Below are 16,465 nucleotides of genomic sequence, written 5' to 3'. Positions count from 1 at the left end.
GTAACTGACAGCCGTTGGGATGTTTAAACTTTACAGCATTTTTCAAGTGGTTTATTACTGTTTAGTTCTTTTTACAGCCATTGGAGGTTGTTCCATCCAACCATTTTTTATCATCAAATTCATTCCATCATCTGCATATGTCATCATTTCCGTTATCAGCTGTGCGTATTTTGCTCCGATATCGCGACGCATAATCGTAGCTAAACTGAAGCCGTATTGTTCAATTCCAGCACCGTTTAGAATGGCTCCATGAAACATAATCAGTTTGTCAGAAAACGGTGATATTTTAGAGTCCGACACATACGTATACCATGGTGATGAACTTCCTAAATCTGCATCTTCTAGAACTGACCGTAGCTGTTGTAACACTTTTGTACCGAGTTCTTTACCCCGTGTTAAAAAATCTCTTACGTCTTTCGTTTCAGTAACCTGTGCAAAACCAATTAGTAATGTCTTTACAACCTCAACTGTTTGTACGTTAAAAAATAGGTTTGCGATTTCTAAAGAAGTTAAAGGTCGCTTTTCTCCTAAAAATCCCTTTAAGAACCCTATGTATTGGATCATTTCAGGTTCTTCACGATCTGGAATATAAGGGGGTCTGACATACAATCCTTTATTAAGTAAGAGCTCTTTAGTTCGTGAATTCAACTCGGAGGAAGAGCCTAAACATTCTTTATAAAAAGCATGGACATCCTCACGTGCTACCATGCCCAAAGCTTTAGAGTAAAAGGTCAATCCTAAATTAGCCAGCTGATGAACATATAACAGAATAAATTCATCAGCAAATAGCTTGGGTGCATTCAGATTTACATCCTCACTGGTGAAACCAATTGGGATCGGATGGTCCTCTTCTGAAAATATTTCGGCCACTTTTTTAGTATGTATTTGAGACAGTCCTAGAGCATATTCTAAGACTTTCTTAATGTCCTCATCTTCACTAGTTTCGATAAAATATTGAATACAACAGATTGCCATACTATCCACCACATAATTTGTCCATAGATAGGCTTTTTCAGAAGCTGAAAGATGTGTGGTGTTCATAAAAATTCCTCCTATTTCCTAATAAACCCTCCATCTATTTTTTGAAACGAAGTACATTATTATTCTTTTTCCATATAAAAAAGCCTAAGACTTATGAAGAAGAAATCTTAGACTCTTATGAGTTATCTTTTAAACTTTTGAAAAACAGAGGACAAAAAGCTTCCTGAATGCCTTTCCTCAACTTCAGCCCCCGGGAACAATGAAAGCAAGACCGTAGCCACATCATCCACCGAAACGGAAGGGGCTCCTATTAAAAACACTTCACGGTCCTCCCATATAACCGCTTCTTTAAACCCATGCTCCTTTAGTTTGTTTTCAATCACTTCATCCACTTTCTCTTCTGCCATGTCCTGACTCCAGCCATATTGATCTGCCAGCTGATGCTGGTAACCATCTTCAAATTCAATCCGAATATAACGACCGTCCATGTGCTCATTTTTTCCTGAAAGAATTTCAAATCCGAACCCTTTTGCTTGTATCATAATGGAAGCCATCCTCATCCTCCTTTTACACTAGTATTGGTTTAGATGAGATATGGCATCCATAGGTTTAAGTTTTTAAATAAAAAACACTATCGACCCAAGTTCCTTTCCATTCTCCCACCTTCTCAACCTTGAGGGAATCTCCGTTCATATCAACTGGATATTCTACGTAAAAGGATATAGTGTCAATTTCCCAAAGGTCTGTTGTATGTTGAGCAAGTACAGGTCCAAAGATTACATATTCATCTGATTGAGTTTGTATTTTTATCACATGCTTATGTAAAAGCTTTTCCCCCTCAGAGATGATGTTCATTGGATCGAATCCTGTTAATTTCATGTGTCCTTTTATCGTAACGATGTTTTTGTTAGTTTGAAAAAAACCTGCTAATTCTTCTTTCTGTTTCTGTGAATATTCCTGCACCAATTGCTTGGATAACTCTATATGTTGGGAAGTTAGTTCTACCTCATTTTCTATCTGAGCATCTACCTTTTTAATAAAAAAGTCATAAAGGTAATCCGGTGCATTCATAAATTCTAATTGCCATCCTGGTTCATAATGATCTAAAAGCAAACCTATAAATTGGCCAGAATAATAACAGCTGGCTCTGAATTTTGCTAACATTTCTTGATGTTCTTGAAGATTCTTTCCATAATGTGAAATGATTGATTCTCTTTGTAACGCTTTCTGATCCACGCATGCCTGAAGTTCCACATAGGTTGCCGTTCCTTCAATGGTCTCTATTGCCAGTTCATAATCTAGGAAAGTCTCAATTTCATTCCGCCTAGTTTCTCTATGTAAAATAAAGTCCTTCACATACGCGTGCTTTTTTATCGGATCATCTTCCAGCACTGCTCTATATAATGACTCCCGTTCCATTAAACGATGGGCGATGTTTGACTCAGTGAAAGGATATTGGATAAATAAAAGTTCATTGGCAAACCGTTTTTCACCGAATTCCTGTTGATAGACATGAAACAACTCATGAACCATCCCAGCATAAAGCTTGTCAAAATCCTTTACTTGCTCCAAATCAACCTTCCAAATCCCCATTTTCTCTCCAGCAAATTCAATGGCAGTGTTCCCAATGAAATGATTCGTCCTTGGACCAACAGATAGTTGATGATCAATTTCTGTGAAGTCTTCTGGTAGCTCTGGATGGCTCGCAACATATACCCATTCATCATCGTAGATTGCAAATGGGTAGATATGAAACCCTGCCCAATAGCTACTAATATTCTCATCCGTAATCTGTTCAGCAAGTCTTTTTAAGCAATGAACATATTCCTGTTTGATCTGACTCATAGTTGTTCCCCCTATAATTTGGATACCAACTTTTGTACTGTAGATAAAACTCCTAAAACAGGCATGATTTTTATTTACAAAAGAGACTACATTTAGAGGTTACTTGACAGATTCATAAAATTTAGACAAATGCTGTTTGGAAAGTGACTTACCTAAAAGTTCAGCATCAAACCCATCATTCTTTAGTTTTTTTAGTATGGCATCCGCACGATCTTGTCTTTTTCTTCTTAGGTTGGACTCTAATTGGATTTCAAGAGGAACAGTTGGGATTGAATACTCGCCCACTTTCACCTGTTTCGCAAGCTCCCATATATATTGGCCACCTTCCCAAATGCCGTCACCAGTTTGGTTGTCTGGAATACCAGCAGAATCTGAAATATGGACCACTTCCACTTCAAAACCATCAATTTTGAATCTGGCTTTAGACCATGCAAATCCAAAAGGGAATGTTTCCGAAAAAACTGGTTCCTCCACGGATGAGAACCACTCGTGACTTTGGCGACTCTCACATTTGGTTGGCAATGCGTATTCTTTAAGTAATTCTGCAAATTGAGCAACCCCATTTGCATCCCTCACATAAATATCAATATCCCCTGGTTCCATCTCACAACCTTGCAGAACAGAGCCTGCTGATCCGACTAAAATCCATTCAATTGATGTATTCGCTGTAAAGTATTTATCACAAACAATCTCAAGTACTCTCGCCCATTTTGTTGTCATTTCTCTAATCCCCTCTACTAATCTTCTACTTTTACTAAAAATACTTTTTCCTCAAATGCACCTCTTGCATCTGCTTTTTGCTTACGAGCTTTTTCTAGTAATTCCACGGATGCTCCGTGAACTTTTGCTAGTGCGTATACGACTTCTAGTAAATCTGAAAGCTCTTCGACCGCATCTTTGTCGGAATCCGTTTCAAGATACTCATTAAATTCCTCTTGAGCCTTCATTTTTAATTCCTTCATGAACTCTTGGTCTGCTAGAATTCTAGTTTCGAAAATTTTGCCAGATTTCGCTATAATCTCGGGAATTCGATCTCTGACAAGCTTGTTATAGACTGGCATAGCGCCTCCTTTTCTTACCTCTAATACTTAAGTTTTCCTCTATTATACAACAAGAAATAAAAAAGAATGGAGCTATATCTTTAGGGGAACGGGAGTGAGGTAACTAGTTGAAATGGAAAAAGGAACATAACTAGTAACAGCACAGTTACGTTCCTTTTAAAAACTCTTGTAGCACTTCTATAAATTCAGTTGGATTATCTAACATACCCATATGTGAGGTGTTGGTTTCAGCAAACCTAACAAACTTGGACGGCTTCGCTATGTGAAAATTGCCGTCCCATTGGTCTTTTGTTCCACGCAAGATAAAGAACGGTAATTGTACACCACTCAGTACCTCGGTTTGATCAGGGCGATCACGCATTGCTCCAATTGCACGAATAGCACCTCCTACAGATGTCTCTTTTGCCAATTCAGTAGCGAAACGAACATCCTCAGGATTCGCGTCATCAGCAAAGTATGAGGGAATGCGTTCTTCGGAAAAGGCTGCAATCCCATTCTTTTGTATTTTTTGAATGGAGATTGCCCTTTGTCTTTTAGTGACAGAGTCATCTGCCTCAGGCGTGGAGTATACGGCAGCAGCACTAGTTAGGTGCTGGCTATAACGATCTGTTGCTGCATAAACAATGTAACCACCAAGTGAATGACCAATCCACGTCGCTTTATCTATATCCAAAGCCTGGAGAAATGCCACAATTTCCTTTGCATAATCATATACAGTCTGAATGTCTTTAGAAACGGGGGATTTACCATGACCTGGTAGATCAATTGCAATCACATCAAAAGTTTTTGCTAGAGTATCTATGACTTTTTCAAACATTCGATGAGTGCCTAAGAAGCCATGAATCAGCACAAGTGGCTCACCCATTCCCTTACGAACATAATGCAATATAAAAGTCCTCCTTTTGGGACAGGGTTCCTGTCCCCCTGTCCCTATTAGTATGGAGTTTTTTTTCAAGATATATAATGGGTGCCTTTCTAATTTCTGAAACCCTAGGCTTTCTGCAAGTTTTTGGTAGGGACACAGGGACAGGAACCGTGTCCCACCCCTGAACTGGAAGAGAAAAAAATGTTCCCTAAAATTTTTTCTTGAAAGTTGAACCTGACGGGAGTAAAATCATCTAGAAAACATTTCGCGTCTCTAAATAAAAATAAAATATTGTGTTGAAAGATGAGGGCATCTGGATGGGCTATACACCGCAGGAAGTTCAGAGGAATGAGAAGCTAAGTATATTTAACGGAGCTTCTTCGATTATCGTTTTAAGTTTGATTAGTGGATTTATTCCGTTATTTGCTATTGAGGTCTTGAATGCGACCAATTCCCAGATTGGTTTAATTAGTTCATTACCGTCGATTATGATGATTATGTCCATGATTCCAGGTGCCTATTGGCTGAGCCGTGCGGAATCTAAGAAAAAGTTCACGGGGGTTAACATATTTGCAGCTCGCTTTTTATTTATGCTGCTTCTCTTTGTGCCGTTGATTCCAGTTTCCAATCCAGCTTGGATTTTGGTTGTTATTATTGCATTGATGAACTTTCCGATTGCCCTTGCTACTTTATCATGGCAGTCACTTATAGGTGACCTAATACCAGACGCAAGAAGAGGTCAGTTTTTTAGTGAAAGAAGTAGAATTCTGACCATCGTAGGAATGATTGTCACATTCGTAGCTGGTGTATTTCTCAACCTTTTCGATAAAAGTAACCCTCTTCCCTTCCAACTTTTGTTTGGAATAGGGTTTGGTTTCGGTATTTTAGAAGTTTATTTTCTAATGAGGCATGTAGAACATAAAGAAAAACAGAAGCCCGTTCAGCAAAAGTTGTTTAAAAACTTAACCATGACATTCAAACACAAGCCTTATCTATATTTTTTAACATGTGCAATGCTGTTTAACTTCGGTTGGCAAATGGCGTGGCCACTTTTTTCAATCTACCAAATTAACGATGTTCACGCTACAGCTCTTTGGATCAGTATTTTTACTGTAGCGAATCAACTCGCTCAAATCGCAAGCTATAAATGGTGGGGAAAATCGGCGGATAAATGGGGAAATTCAACGATGCTCTTTATCTGTGCACTCGGGATGACAACGGCTCCCATCATCACCATCATGACAAAAAATTTCTATGTCTTAACATTAACCAACCTTTGGACTGGTCTCTTTGTATCCGGGACAACTCTACTTCTATTTAACCAGCTGCTTCGCGTTTCACCAGGTGAGAACCGTACAGCATTTCTAGCAAACTATAACCTTATGATTGCCATCATCGGGTGCTTCGCTCCACAGCTAGGCGTCCTCCTATTAGAACACCTAGGGATGATCAAATCCATGTCCATCTCATCCGTCTTTCGTCTAATCGGTGGACTCTCCTTCCTGTTTTTAGCCTTCTACTTCGAACGAAAAAAAGGTGGGACAGTGGGGACAGGAACCTTGTCCCAGTAGGTGGGACAGCAGGGACAGGTTCCACTGTCCCAACTTCTTACCCCGTGACTTCACCTCTCGTAAGCTCCCGCTCCTCCCTTTTTTACCCTTTCCAATTTTCTCTTTCCTGTGTATTTCCACTATGCTAAAATAGGTAAGTCGTCCTATATTTTTCTATATTTCTACAAAATAATACAAATTTCACCAGAAGAGAGGAAGCTTATCTTGAAGAATAATAGATTGACCAAAGTCTTTTTTATAATGGTTTCAACTCTATTTTTATTAGTTGGTTGCAGTGAATCAGTGAAAAGTTCCATCGACGCAGCACTTGTTTCAACTGTAAAAGAAGGGTCATTATATGAATACCCGGACAAAACGGTAGGAAAGGCATTTGACGATTTCTTTGTGGATCCTAAATGGGAGTATTTTTTATCTACGGAGGATGAACACGTAGTAGAATTCAATGGAGTTGCCGAATATTACGGCGAAGACGCTATGATTACGATTCAGTTTATCATTGATGAAGTAACGGAAGAGTTTGAAATTTATTGGTTTGGTGTAGATGATGTTGAAGAGTCAGATTATGTTCTGTTTGATTTATTAGACACTGTCTATTATGAGTAAAGACTTTTCCTTTCAAAACATTTAAAAGCGATACCCATTTCGTCGGGTATCGCTTTTTCTCTTATTTAAACTGTTCCGGAAACTGTTTCACAATTCCATCTGTCAGCATATCGCCCATTTCAATAAGGTGCTCCTCGTTCATATCTGCAGTTCGAATATCGCCTTTCCAGTCCTTCTTTAAACGTAAGACCACTTCATCAATAGTTAGTTCTAAGTGTTTGTAGAACATCTCAGTCAGTAGTTTTTTATCCCAATTTGGATTAGCACTTGTTAGAAATGCGACGATGTCATCTGCATTTCGGAACAATTCTTTATTTAACAAATCCACTTTCTTCTGATCTTTCACCTTCGCGGCATCAACCAACTCTCCTGCAATAACAATATGCTCCTTTAACAAATCTGTTAGCTTATTACCTGCCTTCTCACCGTAGTAAGGCTTAATAATGTTTCCGATCTCCACTTGGTTTTGTAGTAACCTTTCTAACACTTCCTCTTGGTCCTCAGCATCAGCCAAATCACTTACAATTAAACTTCTAGTCCACCATGCATGCTCTATCCAGAGCTTCTGCATACCGTACTTTAAACTAATGACCTTTTCGTTCAAGCAAATTTGGCGGGTATCCTGCTTTGCTTCCGAAACTGAAACGAAAGCAGTGTTCAAAAACGTAATTGAAAAAATAAGAGCGACTGCAATTAGCTTTTTGTACATAAGGTGTATCTCCTTTACATGTTTATCGCTCTTATTATTCTTTTAGTTTCCAGATTTATGCATGTAGGTGGGACAGTAAACCTGTCCCCGGTGTCCCGCGGACTAAAAAGTTGGAGGTCCGGCACCCAATCGATGCTTCATCCGTTTAGACTCCATCACAGCTAAACAGATTAAAATCCATGCAGAAGCAACCAAATACCCACCAATCACATCAGATAGATAGTGCCGATCCAAGATAATTTGACCAAATCCGATGAGGATAATGATGAGAACCATCAATATCGTGGAAGTTGCTTTTATGATACGGTCTTTCAGTTCCAACTGCACATAATAAATGAGGAATCCAAAGAATAATAGCCCTTTTGCAGCATGACCACTGGGATAACTATACGAAATAATATCTGAACCTAATCCCCAAAAATCTACATAAAAGGTTTCACCAGGACGATCCCGTTCAATCGAAATTTTCATTAGAAACGTGATCACTACGCCCCCACCCATTACGAATAGGAACAGAAAAATATAGTGGAGATATTTTTTTACAGCAAAATAGATGAACGTGGTCGCAGACATTAGTGCCAGCATTTCTGTTTTCGCTAATAAAGTGACAGCGCTCATGAAGTTGGTAATAATCGGATTAGAAATCGAAACCGCCCAGCTTTGAACGGACTGATCGGCCAAATTAAACTCATTTTGAATAATTCGATCGGTGAAAAGAACCGTAAATAGGAACAAACAAAGAGACAAAAAGTACAACTGATTGCTCTTCTGTACCACGCTATCCCCCCTCTCGGTAGTGCCAAACTTACCGAGTCCCCTTACCTTATATGTATTTTTAAAGGTGGGTCCATATTCACAAGGGAGGATGAATAAAAAAAGTAGCGAGAGCAAATGGCACACCCTCACTACTCTTACTCTCCATTATTCAGAAACATAAATGCCGACCGGCCCATTTAAATTCTCAGAAAAATAGAAAAAACTAACGAGTACAAGCCCCATATAAACGGCTTGAATAATAATAGAAGTCTTAAAAATCTTTTTATTGATGACAGCATACCTGAGTGTAATTAAAATGATAACAAGTGCTAAAACAATGGATAGAAAAAAGTTAGTCAAACTAGGTATGGCTGGAATAATCGATGGTATTACGAATGTAAAACCAATATTCATAAATAAAAAAGAAACCATAAAGAAAATTGCAATAACTTCCTTCTTAGCCGCAGGTCGGTCTTTTTTTAACATCCTAAAAACCAACCTAATGACAAACGTTAATAAAAAACTCCAATATAAAAGCGGTAAAAACACCAAAACAAACTTCAGAAAAAAATCCAATCCAATCCCTCCATTTTCTCTCCCACCTTATATCGGCAATAAAAACAGAAAATTTAGTGAATGGGACGAGGGGACAGGTTTGGTGTCCCACAGCATCCGAATGAAAGCATATGGCTAAAATCATAAAAAGAGCATAATTCGGGAGTGGAAGATGAAGAAGGTTATTTTTCTGATTGTAGGAATCGTATTATTGTTTTCTTCTTTTATTTATATATATTAAGGCTACAATCCCTCAGGAGATCACTATGAGGATGGACCAAATCTTCAATAAATCTGGATCCAATATATATGTATATGTATCTCGGGATTAGGAAGTATCACTAAAGGAATTTATAAGGTAAGGCAACAGAAATAAGGGACAGGGTGGCCACTCTGTCCCATCTATGTAGTATGGCACTCTTTAGCACAATGAGCGCACCCATTCGCACTCGGGTACGTAACCCTCGCCTTTTCAACCGCATCCGCACAATTGTCAAACTCTCCAATATAGTCCCGATTATCCTCTCTAGGAAGGTTCACACATGTCTCAACATGAACCTCATGGTCACCATTATCTTCTGCCGCTTTATTCACGATATATTGTGGCATAATTACACCTCCTAAATAATTCTCGCTAGATTTAGTATTTAGATTTCTAGAATTCTTATTCTCCAGTTTAAGCTGTCGACACCTTGAATAATTAATCCAGTGGCTGCGCACCCTAACAGGTGTCCAGGAGGTGGTAAAATTGACTAAAAAACCAAACAAGAACCAGCAGAATGTGCAACAAAATGGGGACTTAGGCCAATACCATAGAGAGCACGCACACCAAATACCCGACTACGGAGATGTGGATCCGAACGCTACCAATTCGGTTGAGACTGATCAGGATTCTAAAAGATAGGGATTACTGAATTAACGTCAAAAAATGACCGGAACAGAAAACCAGTCGCAATTGTAAGTATAAATTTCTTGTAGTTTGAGAAGATAAATAGAAATCAGGTGCCGGCAACACCTGATTTTCGCACCTGCATGCCGCAGAGTCAGCGGTTAGCGAAGACAGAGAGAAGTGCCACCTTATTTCTGAGATAGGGTGGTTACTTCTTTTTGTTTTGGAAGGGTCGAAAAAAGTGCCAGGGCACATACAAATACTTGGCGCTTCATTGGTGAAAAAAATCGGGACAGAGGTTCCTGTCCCCCTGTCCCTAAGTCAGTATCTACCTAAAATATGCCTTTCTCTTCCAATCGATCCTTTCTTTGGTTGCTTTAATTTTTGCTGCATTTTGGTTTACGTTTGTGGCCACTTTTCTACCGAGTGCTACCAATTTGTCTGTTTGGTTTTTGAACATAGGGGTGGATGTCTGTTCCGTACTTGCGGGTTCCGTGATGGTTTTTTTATCGAAATGAGATGTGATGGATGTAGGAATCATATTCACAAGTGTAATGCGAAGTTTCGAAGGGTTGATCACGTTTTTCGTTTCTTTCGTAAGGATGGATAAGTTAAGTTCAGATTCCTCTCCATCTTTTACTTGATTGGAATTGGTCCGGATTTCATTATCTTGACCTGGTTTCCTCCGACTTACCTCTTTTTGAACAAACGATTTCGCCGGGCTGAGTACATAGTAAAGCGCGGTTAAACTCTCTATCAATTCCAATTGCTCTACTACTCTTTCACCTTGTTGCCTTGAACTCAGACATTGCATCTCTTGATCCTTCGAGTTAACCCAATCTGATAAAAACTTCAGTGTAGCCTTAACTTCTTCCAACTGTTCTTTGTGCCTATCTGTTATCTGACTTTTCATTTCATTTACTTCTTGAATCAAACTAAGCAGTTGTTGAGCCTCATCATTATTTAGCGATGTTAACCGGTTTTGGTAACTCTCTACCTCTGCACATAGCTTCTCATATTTTGCTAACAATCTGTTCCCCCGCTTTCTCAAAATGTAGATTAGTATCATCATATGGTTCAAATTTCGTTAATATGTACTGGGACAGAGGTTCCTGTCCCTCTGTCCCTACTCGTCGGTTACGATGTAGTCTTCATATCTGAAGAGTGTGGATGTATCGGCGGAATGGAGTCCTGGAGCTAAGCTTTCTGGTATGTTAATGAGGTTGACTGCTAATGTGTTTCCGTAACCCACTACTGAACTGATTTCAAGTTTTCCACTAGCAGGATTTCCATCTTCAGTTTTGTAATCTCCTTTCGTTACGACTCTTAGGGTAGAACGATCTAGAGCTGGTAGTTCAGCTTCAAGTCGTGTTATGGTATTTGGCTGTACTTCTACCTTTCCGAAGTCTTCCAAGATGGTTCTGGTCAATGTATATTCTGCCGGAAGAAAAATAAAAGAGGGTTCTCCTTCTGAATAAGATTCCACTCTTACATGTGCTTTCAGCGTACGATTTGTTGGGTTCGTCAATGTTATGACAATTCGATTATTCTCATCTCCATTTTGGTTCACATCAGGAACATGAAAACCGGCTGTTGTCAAAAATACATTACGGGATTTTGACATCTCAATCCTTCCTTTCCTTTATAATCTGCTAAACGCGTCCATTACTTGCTCACGCGTACTGTTATTGTCAAAGCTTGCAATGATGCCTTCACTAGCCGTTTCACCATCATTCATTGCCCCACCGCTGCTAAGAGTAATAGAATCGTAGTTATATTCTAATCGATATATAGACCCTCTCACTCTAAACATTAACGCATTCCCCAAATGCACAATCACTGAGCCAGCATCCACATATTGTTGCAGTGCTTCATACAACCAATCAATCGTTAGGTTAACAGACTGAGCATGGTGATCAGCAGCTTCCTTTATACGTTGATAGGTCAACTCGCGATCCTGAGCTGTCTTCAAACTCTTACGCATAACAAAAATCCTCCCTCAAAAAAGAATAAAAAAGACAAGCAGAACTTGTCCCTTTATGATATGTAGATAAATAGAAGGTGGTGTGGGAAATGGGACAGAGGGACAGGTTTACTGTCCCACTTAAACTTTTATGTTAAAATATGTATAGAAAAAACTTACATAGTAAGCTACCGGAGGTTCTTATGAAAACCAGCAAGCTCGCCCCCCCCAAGAAACTAGCGATTAGTATAGGAGCGATTTTGACTCTAGGTGTCTTACTTTCTGCACCTTTTTATTTCAGTTATGTTGAAGTCAAAGCCATATCTGACAAATGTTACGATAATAGCGGATTACCAAAAATTGAAAAATCTGGTCTGAAAATAGATTATTTTGCATGTAGTACAAACTAGTAAAAAAACTCACAACAAATCATTGTTGTGAGTTTTTTTGTTTGTGGGACAGGGTTCCTGTCCCCTCTGTCCCTAACACCAAAACAAACCCTACACCCGCAATCGCAAGGATGAAAGGAAGGTACTTAATACCAATCTCTTGGCCGAAAATGACGTATCCAATTATCCCTATAATCTCTGAAAGAATAAGCCCAGCAAAAAGTCCACAGATTAGAGCAACACCTACAATAGTCCAACTTCTCAATTTACATCGCTCCTTTTTAAATATAAAAATGTATCCTTCGTTAACTTGATTCCCATCCAAAACAGCACTAATGCCAAAACCGGATGCGCGGCTGCCGCCCACGGCCATACAGGCGTTATATTCGCTGAAAAGTACATCAAGAAAATAAATCCAACCAGAGCCGCACTTTGCCCAATGGCCCATCTTGGCATTTTTCCAACAAACGCTATAATCACCATGGCAACCGGTATGATTTCAAATAAATGAATGAAAACTTTATGAACATGCCATTTCGCTGGATCAACAAATATCGCAAGCCCTGCTATAAAGACTTGTATCAAAAGGCAAAGAACAAACGCCCCTGCCAATATTCCAAAAATTCGTTCGGCAAGTTTCCCTTTTTTCACTTCAGTGTCCCCCTCATCAAATTTACATTCTTATAATACAAGGGAGTTCTAAACACCCTCTTAAGCAATTCTTAAGAGTTTCTTAAATCTCATAAAAATACTCCGCTTCAGATAATCTTCACCTACCGCGGAGAAATTGAAAAACAAAAGAAGTTTCTATATGAATAAGAAAGGGCATTTGTATGAAAAATCCACTGATTACCCAAGACAAATACTCTATCACTCAATTTTTAGATACATAAAATAAATATAAGAGTTTTAGAAAGAAGGTGAACTTCTATTGAGCTATCCTAATATACCCAATACCACTCCTCTTCTGTCCATTTCAACTGAACAAACGATTCCCCTGCTTTTAACTTCGATTGCATTTGAGGAACTAGCATTAGCTCATATTATCAATTCTCAGGCAGAGGAACTTCAATTTATGTTGGGAACTTTACCTACAGGTATAAACCTTTCACCTACAGCGATTTCAATTCCTGAACTTTTAGCTATAAATTCAAGTGTACAAAGAACACTTCGTGATGTTATTAAAAAGGAAATGCTATTAGAGTTCTATTTTGAGAATGTTTTGGATTTAATGAAAAAATCTTCTACTCTTCCTATCTCTAAATGTGAGGACTTTGTTTATGTCACACACCCAAATTTCAACTCAGTTTCTGTTATTGAATCTGCTTCCAATACTATTATTGATACGATTCATGGCTTTTCTTTTCCTCATAAGGTAGCCATTACACCTGATGGAGCTCGAGCTTATGTCACTGATGAAGGCAATAACACCGTCGCATACCTTGATACTGCCACCAATACCATTATCGATACGATTTCGGGCTTTTTTTCACCTGCCGAGATAGCCATTACACCTGATGGAGCTCGAGCTTATGTTGTCAATAGTTCTAATAGTACAATCTCCGTTATTGATCTAGAAACTAATACTATTACCGATACCATTTCGGGCTTTTCTTTTCCTCCTGAAATAGCTTTTACTCCTGATGGAACTCGGGCTTATGTGCCCAATCCGTCGAGTAGTACAGTCTCAGTTATAAATACTGCTACTAACATGGTCAGTGAAACGATTTCAGGGTTCTCGTTCCCTCGTGGTATTGCTATAACACCTAATGGTAATCATGCCTATGTGGTAAACGCTACTAATAACACAGTTTCTGTCCTTGATATTACAACCAATTCTATTAGCGATATCATTTCAGGCTTTGCTAGTCCATATAGAGTAGGGATTACACCTAATGGCACTCAGGCTTATGTTCTGAATCAGAATGGTACAGTCTCGGTCATTGACACTACCACTAATTCCATAAGCGATACGGTTGCTGGTTTTTCTACTCCTAATGATGTAGCTTTTACATCTGATGGAATGTACGCCTATGTAGTAGATTCGGGTAATGACACAGTCTTAGTCATTGATACTACCACTAATACCATCAGCGATACCATTTCAGGGTTTTCTAATCCATTTGGGATTGCAATTGGAATGGTTTGTACTACTCAATAAGCTTTAAGTCATAGAAAAACTCGCCAATATTTGCGGCGAGTTTTCATATTTGATGGCTGATAAAAAACTAAAAAACGCTGATCCTTGACTAAGATCAACGCTTGCAATTCACTTTAATTTAGGTTTCTAACTTCAACGTACTTCTTATTGTTTAGAACCAGGTGGAACATAAAATGGTGGGACTTTAATCCATCCACGTTTACGCATTAAATGCTTTAGTCTAGTAGCGAAAGCAAATTTTTCTGCTTGAAATTGAACAAACAATAAACCAACATCGGTACGAATCGATTCGGAAGCAGCAGTTGCAGCATGCACAATTAAACTTGCAATTTTTAAAGATAACTCGTTTGCTATCACATCATCCGTTAATTTAACACCGTTAGGAATATCATTGGGATCTGATTCTGGCATATCTTCTGGTGATGATGGTAACGGAATCCCTTCCTTAATCATGAAATTATGTAGGCGTTCCCTTTGACTAGTTCCTAGTTTCGCATCCTCTTCAAGAATGGCTTTAAGTTCATCATCTGATGTTGTGTTTAAACCTGCTTGGACAGAAACCTTTGCTATCTCTAGTCCTGATAAGTACAACCAGCACGCCATGACTTCTCCCACATGAAGAGGTTGATCTTTGTCTTGATCTGTCTGTGAATTCATAGCATCCATAATGGTTTCCCATATATTTAACATGTCATTTCCTCCCTATTCGGTGGTAGGCTATACATATTATTAGAATAGGAAGAATCTTTATACAGGTGTTTCATAAAAATTTTCCAAATGGGACAGGTTTGTCTGTCTCATCCAAATCATTCGGATTTTATTTATTTGTCCAATACACCTTTTGTGTCACCCTTCTTTTATCATATTTACATTCATTACTGGGACAAGGTTCCTGTCCCCTCTGTCCCAATAAATATTCCTTGACAGGAATATTCCCTTTATGGAATAATCAATATAACAACTTGGTACGACATGGTAATACTGGAAAATCGGAGGTGGTATTCTTAATTTATTCATCTAAGGTTGACCCAAGAAAATACGGATGTTGGGAGAGGAATCAACATGAATGTACAAACCTTCAGTGCCCTGGCTGAACCCAATCGGCTTGATATCGTCGAACTTCTTCTAAGTGGGCCGCTACCAGTAGGTGAAATTGCGAAGCAGTTAAATTTAAACCAGCCCCAAACCTCTAAACATCTTCGTGTATTAAGCGACGCTGGTCTAATTGAAGTCAAGCCAGCAGCTAATCGGCGAATATATAGTCTAAGACCAGAACCGCTTCAAGAGTTGGATGTGTGGCTTGATTCATACCGTCGAATGTGGGAATCGCGGATGGATCGGTTGGATGATTATCTACAAGAAATCCAGGGAAAAAAAACACTAACTTGATAAGTTAGTATGCATTACAAAACAGAATATAAGTGTATTTATAAAGGAGGAGTTATAAATGTCATTAAACGCAATAAGCTCAAGAGTAGAGAACGACCGTGTATTAGTACTGGAGCGTACTTTCGATGCACCACGTGATCTCGTTTTCAAAATGTTTAAAGATGCTGAGCACCTAAAGCATTGGTGGGGACCTAGTGGTTGGGAACTACCGGTTTGTCACATTGATTTTCGTCCGGGTGGTATTTGGCACTACTGCATGAAGTGTATGGATCAGAATCAAGGTGAATTTTACGGTATGGAATCATGGGGTAAAGCCGTTTACAAAGACATTATCGAACCGGAGACAATCATTTATACCGATTATTTTTCGGATGCAGAAGGCAATGTAGACGAGAACCTGCCATCGACCGAGGTTACATTAGAATTTATCGATCTTGATGGAAAAACGAAGTTAGTAAACCGTGCTCAATATGTGTCCGCAGAAGCTCTCAAGACGGTTACAGACATGGGTATGTTACAAGGCATCACCGAAACGTGGAACCGTCTGGAGGAACATCTGAACGCGATTAAATAAAGAAATTACTTTAGAAAGTAGCCTTTAATATAAAAAACAATTCATAATTTAATCGAGTAGGAGGGGGTGACTAACCCCCGACCTCTCACACCACCGTACGTACCGTTCGGTATACGGCGGTTCAACTATGATTGACGTAAAAATTCATATCGTT

General features: G+C 39.0%; 22 protein-coding genes. 6 read left to right on the top strand and 16 right to left on the bottom strand.

The window, feature by feature from the left end; all coding sequences use genetic code 11:
• Positions 1 to 54: 54 nt before the first annotated feature.
• The 6 genes from ABDZ91_RS18255 to ABDZ91_RS18230 all read right to left on the bottom strand — a co-directional run bounded on the left by ABDZ91_RS18255 (position 55) and on the right by ABDZ91_RS18230 (position 4,773).
• Positions 55 to 1,041 (bottom strand): DUF3231 family protein, encoded by a 987-nt coding sequence (locus ABDZ91_RS18255; protein ID WP_343802186.1) that lies wholly within the window; start codon positions 1,039 to 1,041, stop codon positions 55 to 57.
• A 122-nt stretch (positions 1,042 to 1,163) separates the two neighbouring features.
• Positions 1,164 to 1,535 (bottom strand): hypothetical protein, encoded by a 372-nt coding sequence (locus ABDZ91_RS18250; RefSeq protein WP_343802183.1) that lies wholly within the window; start codon positions 1,533 to 1,535, stop codon positions 1,164 to 1,166.
• Positions 1,536 to 1,590: 55 nt separating this feature from the next.
• Positions 1,591 to 2,826, bottom strand: coding sequence for a hypothetical protein (locus tag ABDZ91_RS18245; RefSeq protein WP_343802180.1), 1,236 nt, complete (start codon positions 2,824 to 2,826; stop codon positions 1,591 to 1,593).
• 99 nt (positions 2,827 to 2,925) lie between these two features.
• Positions 2,926 to 3,546, bottom strand: a complete 621-nt coding sequence (locus tag ABDZ91_RS18240; RefSeq protein WP_343802177.1) for a nucleotidyltransferase family protein — start codon at positions 3,544 to 3,546, stop codon at positions 2,926 to 2,928.
• A 17-nt stretch (positions 3,547 to 3,563) separates the two neighbouring features.
• Positions 3,564 to 3,887 (bottom strand): nucleoside triphosphate pyrophosphohydrolase, encoded by a 324-nt coding sequence (locus ABDZ91_RS18235; RefSeq protein WP_343802175.1) that lies wholly within the window; start codon positions 3,885 to 3,887, stop codon positions 3,564 to 3,566.
• Between the two features lie 145 nt (positions 3,888 to 4,032).
• Positions 4,033 to 4,773 (bottom strand): alpha/beta fold hydrolase, encoded by a 741-nt coding sequence (locus tag ABDZ91_RS18230; protein WP_343802172.1) that lies wholly within the window; start codon positions 4,771 to 4,773, stop codon positions 4,033 to 4,035.
• Between the two features lie 296 nt (positions 4,774 to 5,069).
• Between ABDZ91_RS18230 and ABDZ91_RS18225 the strand changes: the two genes are divergently transcribed.
• Positions 5,070 to 6,323 (top strand): MFS transporter, encoded by a 1,254-nt coding sequence (locus ABDZ91_RS18225; protein WP_343802169.1) that lies wholly within the window; start codon positions 5,070 to 5,072, stop codon positions 6,321 to 6,323.
• A gap of 204 nt (positions 6,324 to 6,527) precedes the next feature.
• The gene (locus ABDZ91_RS18220) at positions 6,528 to 6,926 is read left to right on the top strand and encodes a hypothetical protein (RefSeq protein WP_343802166.1); all 399 of its coding nucleotides are present in this window, start codon (positions 6,528 to 6,530) and stop codon (positions 6,924 to 6,926) included.
• Between the two features lie 61 nt (positions 6,927 to 6,987).
• Here the strand turns inward: ABDZ91_RS18220 and ABDZ91_RS18215 are convergent, their stop codons facing one another.
• The 4 genes from ABDZ91_RS18215 to ABDZ91_RS18200 all read right to left on the bottom strand — a co-directional run bounded on the left by ABDZ91_RS18215 (position 6,988) and on the right by ABDZ91_RS18200 (position 9,555).
• Positions 6,988 to 7,635, bottom strand: a complete 648-nt coding sequence (locus ABDZ91_RS18215) for a glycosyltransferase (protein ID WP_343802163.1) — start codon at positions 7,633 to 7,635, stop codon at positions 6,988 to 6,990.
• Between the two features lie 102 nt (positions 7,636 to 7,737).
• Positions 7,738 to 8,412 (bottom strand): phosphatase PAP2 family protein, encoded by a 675-nt coding sequence (locus ABDZ91_RS18210; RefSeq protein WP_343802160.1) that lies wholly within the window; start codon positions 8,410 to 8,412, stop codon positions 7,738 to 7,740.
• A 144-nt stretch (positions 8,413 to 8,556) separates the two neighbouring features.
• Positions 8,557 to 8,877 (bottom strand): hypothetical protein, encoded by a 321-nt coding sequence (locus ABDZ91_RS18205; protein ID WP_343802157.1) that lies wholly within the window; start codon positions 8,875 to 8,877, stop codon positions 8,557 to 8,559.
• 471 nt (positions 8,878 to 9,348) lie between these two features.
• On the bottom strand, positions 9,349 to 9,555 hold the full coding sequence (locus ABDZ91_RS18200; protein ID WP_343802154.1) for a hypothetical protein: 207 nt from the start codon (positions 9,553 to 9,555) through the stop codon (positions 9,349 to 9,351).
• Positions 9,556 to 9,694: 139 nt separating this feature from the next.
• Here ABDZ91_RS18200 and ABDZ91_RS18195 point away from each other — a divergent pair, with 139 nt between their 5' ends.
• Positions 9,695 to 9,850: a hypothetical protein gene (locus ABDZ91_RS18195; protein WP_343802151.1), complete on the top strand. Its 156-nt coding sequence runs from the start codon at positions 9,695 to 9,697 to the stop codon at positions 9,848 to 9,850.
• A gap of 313 nt (positions 9,851 to 10,163) precedes the next feature.
• Here ABDZ91_RS18195 and ABDZ91_RS18190 read toward each other — a convergent pair whose 3' ends face one another.
• The 5 genes from ABDZ91_RS18190 to ABDZ91_RS18170 all read right to left on the bottom strand — a co-directional run bounded on the left by ABDZ91_RS18190 (position 10,164) and on the right by ABDZ91_RS18170 (position 12,838).
• The gene (locus tag ABDZ91_RS18190) at positions 10,164 to 10,865 is read right to left on the bottom strand and encodes a hypothetical protein (protein WP_343802148.1); all 702 of its coding nucleotides are present in this window, start codon (positions 10,863 to 10,865) and stop codon (positions 10,164 to 10,166) included.
• 96 nt (positions 10,866 to 10,961) lie between these two features.
• The gene (locus tag ABDZ91_RS18185; protein ID WP_343802146.1) at positions 10,962 to 11,459 is read right to left on the bottom strand and encodes a hypothetical protein; all 498 of its coding nucleotides are present in this window, start codon (positions 11,457 to 11,459) and stop codon (positions 10,962 to 10,964) included.
• 18 nt (positions 11,460 to 11,477) lie between these two features.
• Positions 11,478 to 11,819, bottom strand: coding sequence for a hypothetical protein (locus ABDZ91_RS18180; RefSeq protein ID WP_343802143.1), 342 nt, complete (start codon positions 11,817 to 11,819; stop codon positions 11,478 to 11,480).
• A gap of 408 nt (positions 11,820 to 12,227) precedes the next feature.
• Positions 12,228 to 12,452, bottom strand: coding sequence for a DUF5957 family protein (locus ABDZ91_RS18175; RefSeq protein WP_343802140.1), 225 nt, complete (start codon positions 12,450 to 12,452; stop codon positions 12,228 to 12,230).
• Positions 12,449 to 12,838: a DUF6220 domain-containing protein gene (locus tag ABDZ91_RS18170; protein WP_343802137.1), complete on the bottom strand. Its 390-nt coding sequence runs from the start codon at positions 12,836 to 12,838 to the stop codon at positions 12,449 to 12,451. Before ABDZ91_RS18170 ends, ABDZ91_RS18175 begins: the two co-directional genes overlap by 4 nt.
• Before the next feature lie 280 nt (positions 12,839 to 13,118).
• Here ABDZ91_RS18170 and ABDZ91_RS18165 point away from each other — a divergent pair, with 280 nt between their 5' ends.
• A complete protein-coding gene (locus ABDZ91_RS18165) occupies positions 13,119 to 14,348 on the top strand; it encodes an alpha-helical endospore appendage domain-containing protein (RefSeq protein ID WP_343802134.1) in 1,230 nt (409 codons plus the stop codon).
• Between the two features lie 144 nt (positions 14,349 to 14,492).
• On the opposite strand, the gene ABDZ91_RS18160 is transcribed toward ABDZ91_RS18165, so the two are convergent.
• A complete protein-coding gene (locus tag ABDZ91_RS18160; RefSeq protein ID WP_343802131.1) occupies positions 14,493 to 15,038 on the bottom strand; it encodes a DUF3231 family protein in 546 nt (181 codons plus the stop codon).
• Positions 15,039 to 15,410: 372 nt separating this feature from the next.
• Between ABDZ91_RS18160 and ABDZ91_RS18155 the strand changes: the two genes are divergently transcribed.
• Together ABDZ91_RS18155 and ABDZ91_RS18150 are read left to right on the top strand one after the other, a co-directional pair.
• The gene (locus ABDZ91_RS18155; RefSeq protein WP_343802128.1) at positions 15,411 to 15,737 is read left to right on the top strand and encodes an ArsR/SmtB family transcription factor; all 327 of its coding nucleotides are present in this window, start codon (positions 15,411 to 15,413) and stop codon (positions 15,735 to 15,737) included.
• Positions 15,738 to 15,795: 58 nt separating this feature from the next.
• Positions 15,796 to 16,311, top strand: coding sequence for an SRPBCC domain-containing protein (locus ABDZ91_RS18150; protein WP_343802125.1), 516 nt, complete (start codon positions 15,796 to 15,798; stop codon positions 16,309 to 16,311).
• The last annotated feature ends 154 nt before the right edge of the window (positions 16,312 to 16,465 follow it).

Origin of the sequence: Bacillus carboniphilus (assembly GCF_039522365.1) — a bacterium.
GTDB lineage: Bacteria > Bacillota > Bacilli > Bacillales > JC228 > Bacillus_BF > Bacillus_BF carboniphilus.
The sequence above is the reverse complement of the archived record's forward strand: the minus strand, read 5'-3'. Positions and strand labels throughout refer to the sequence as shown.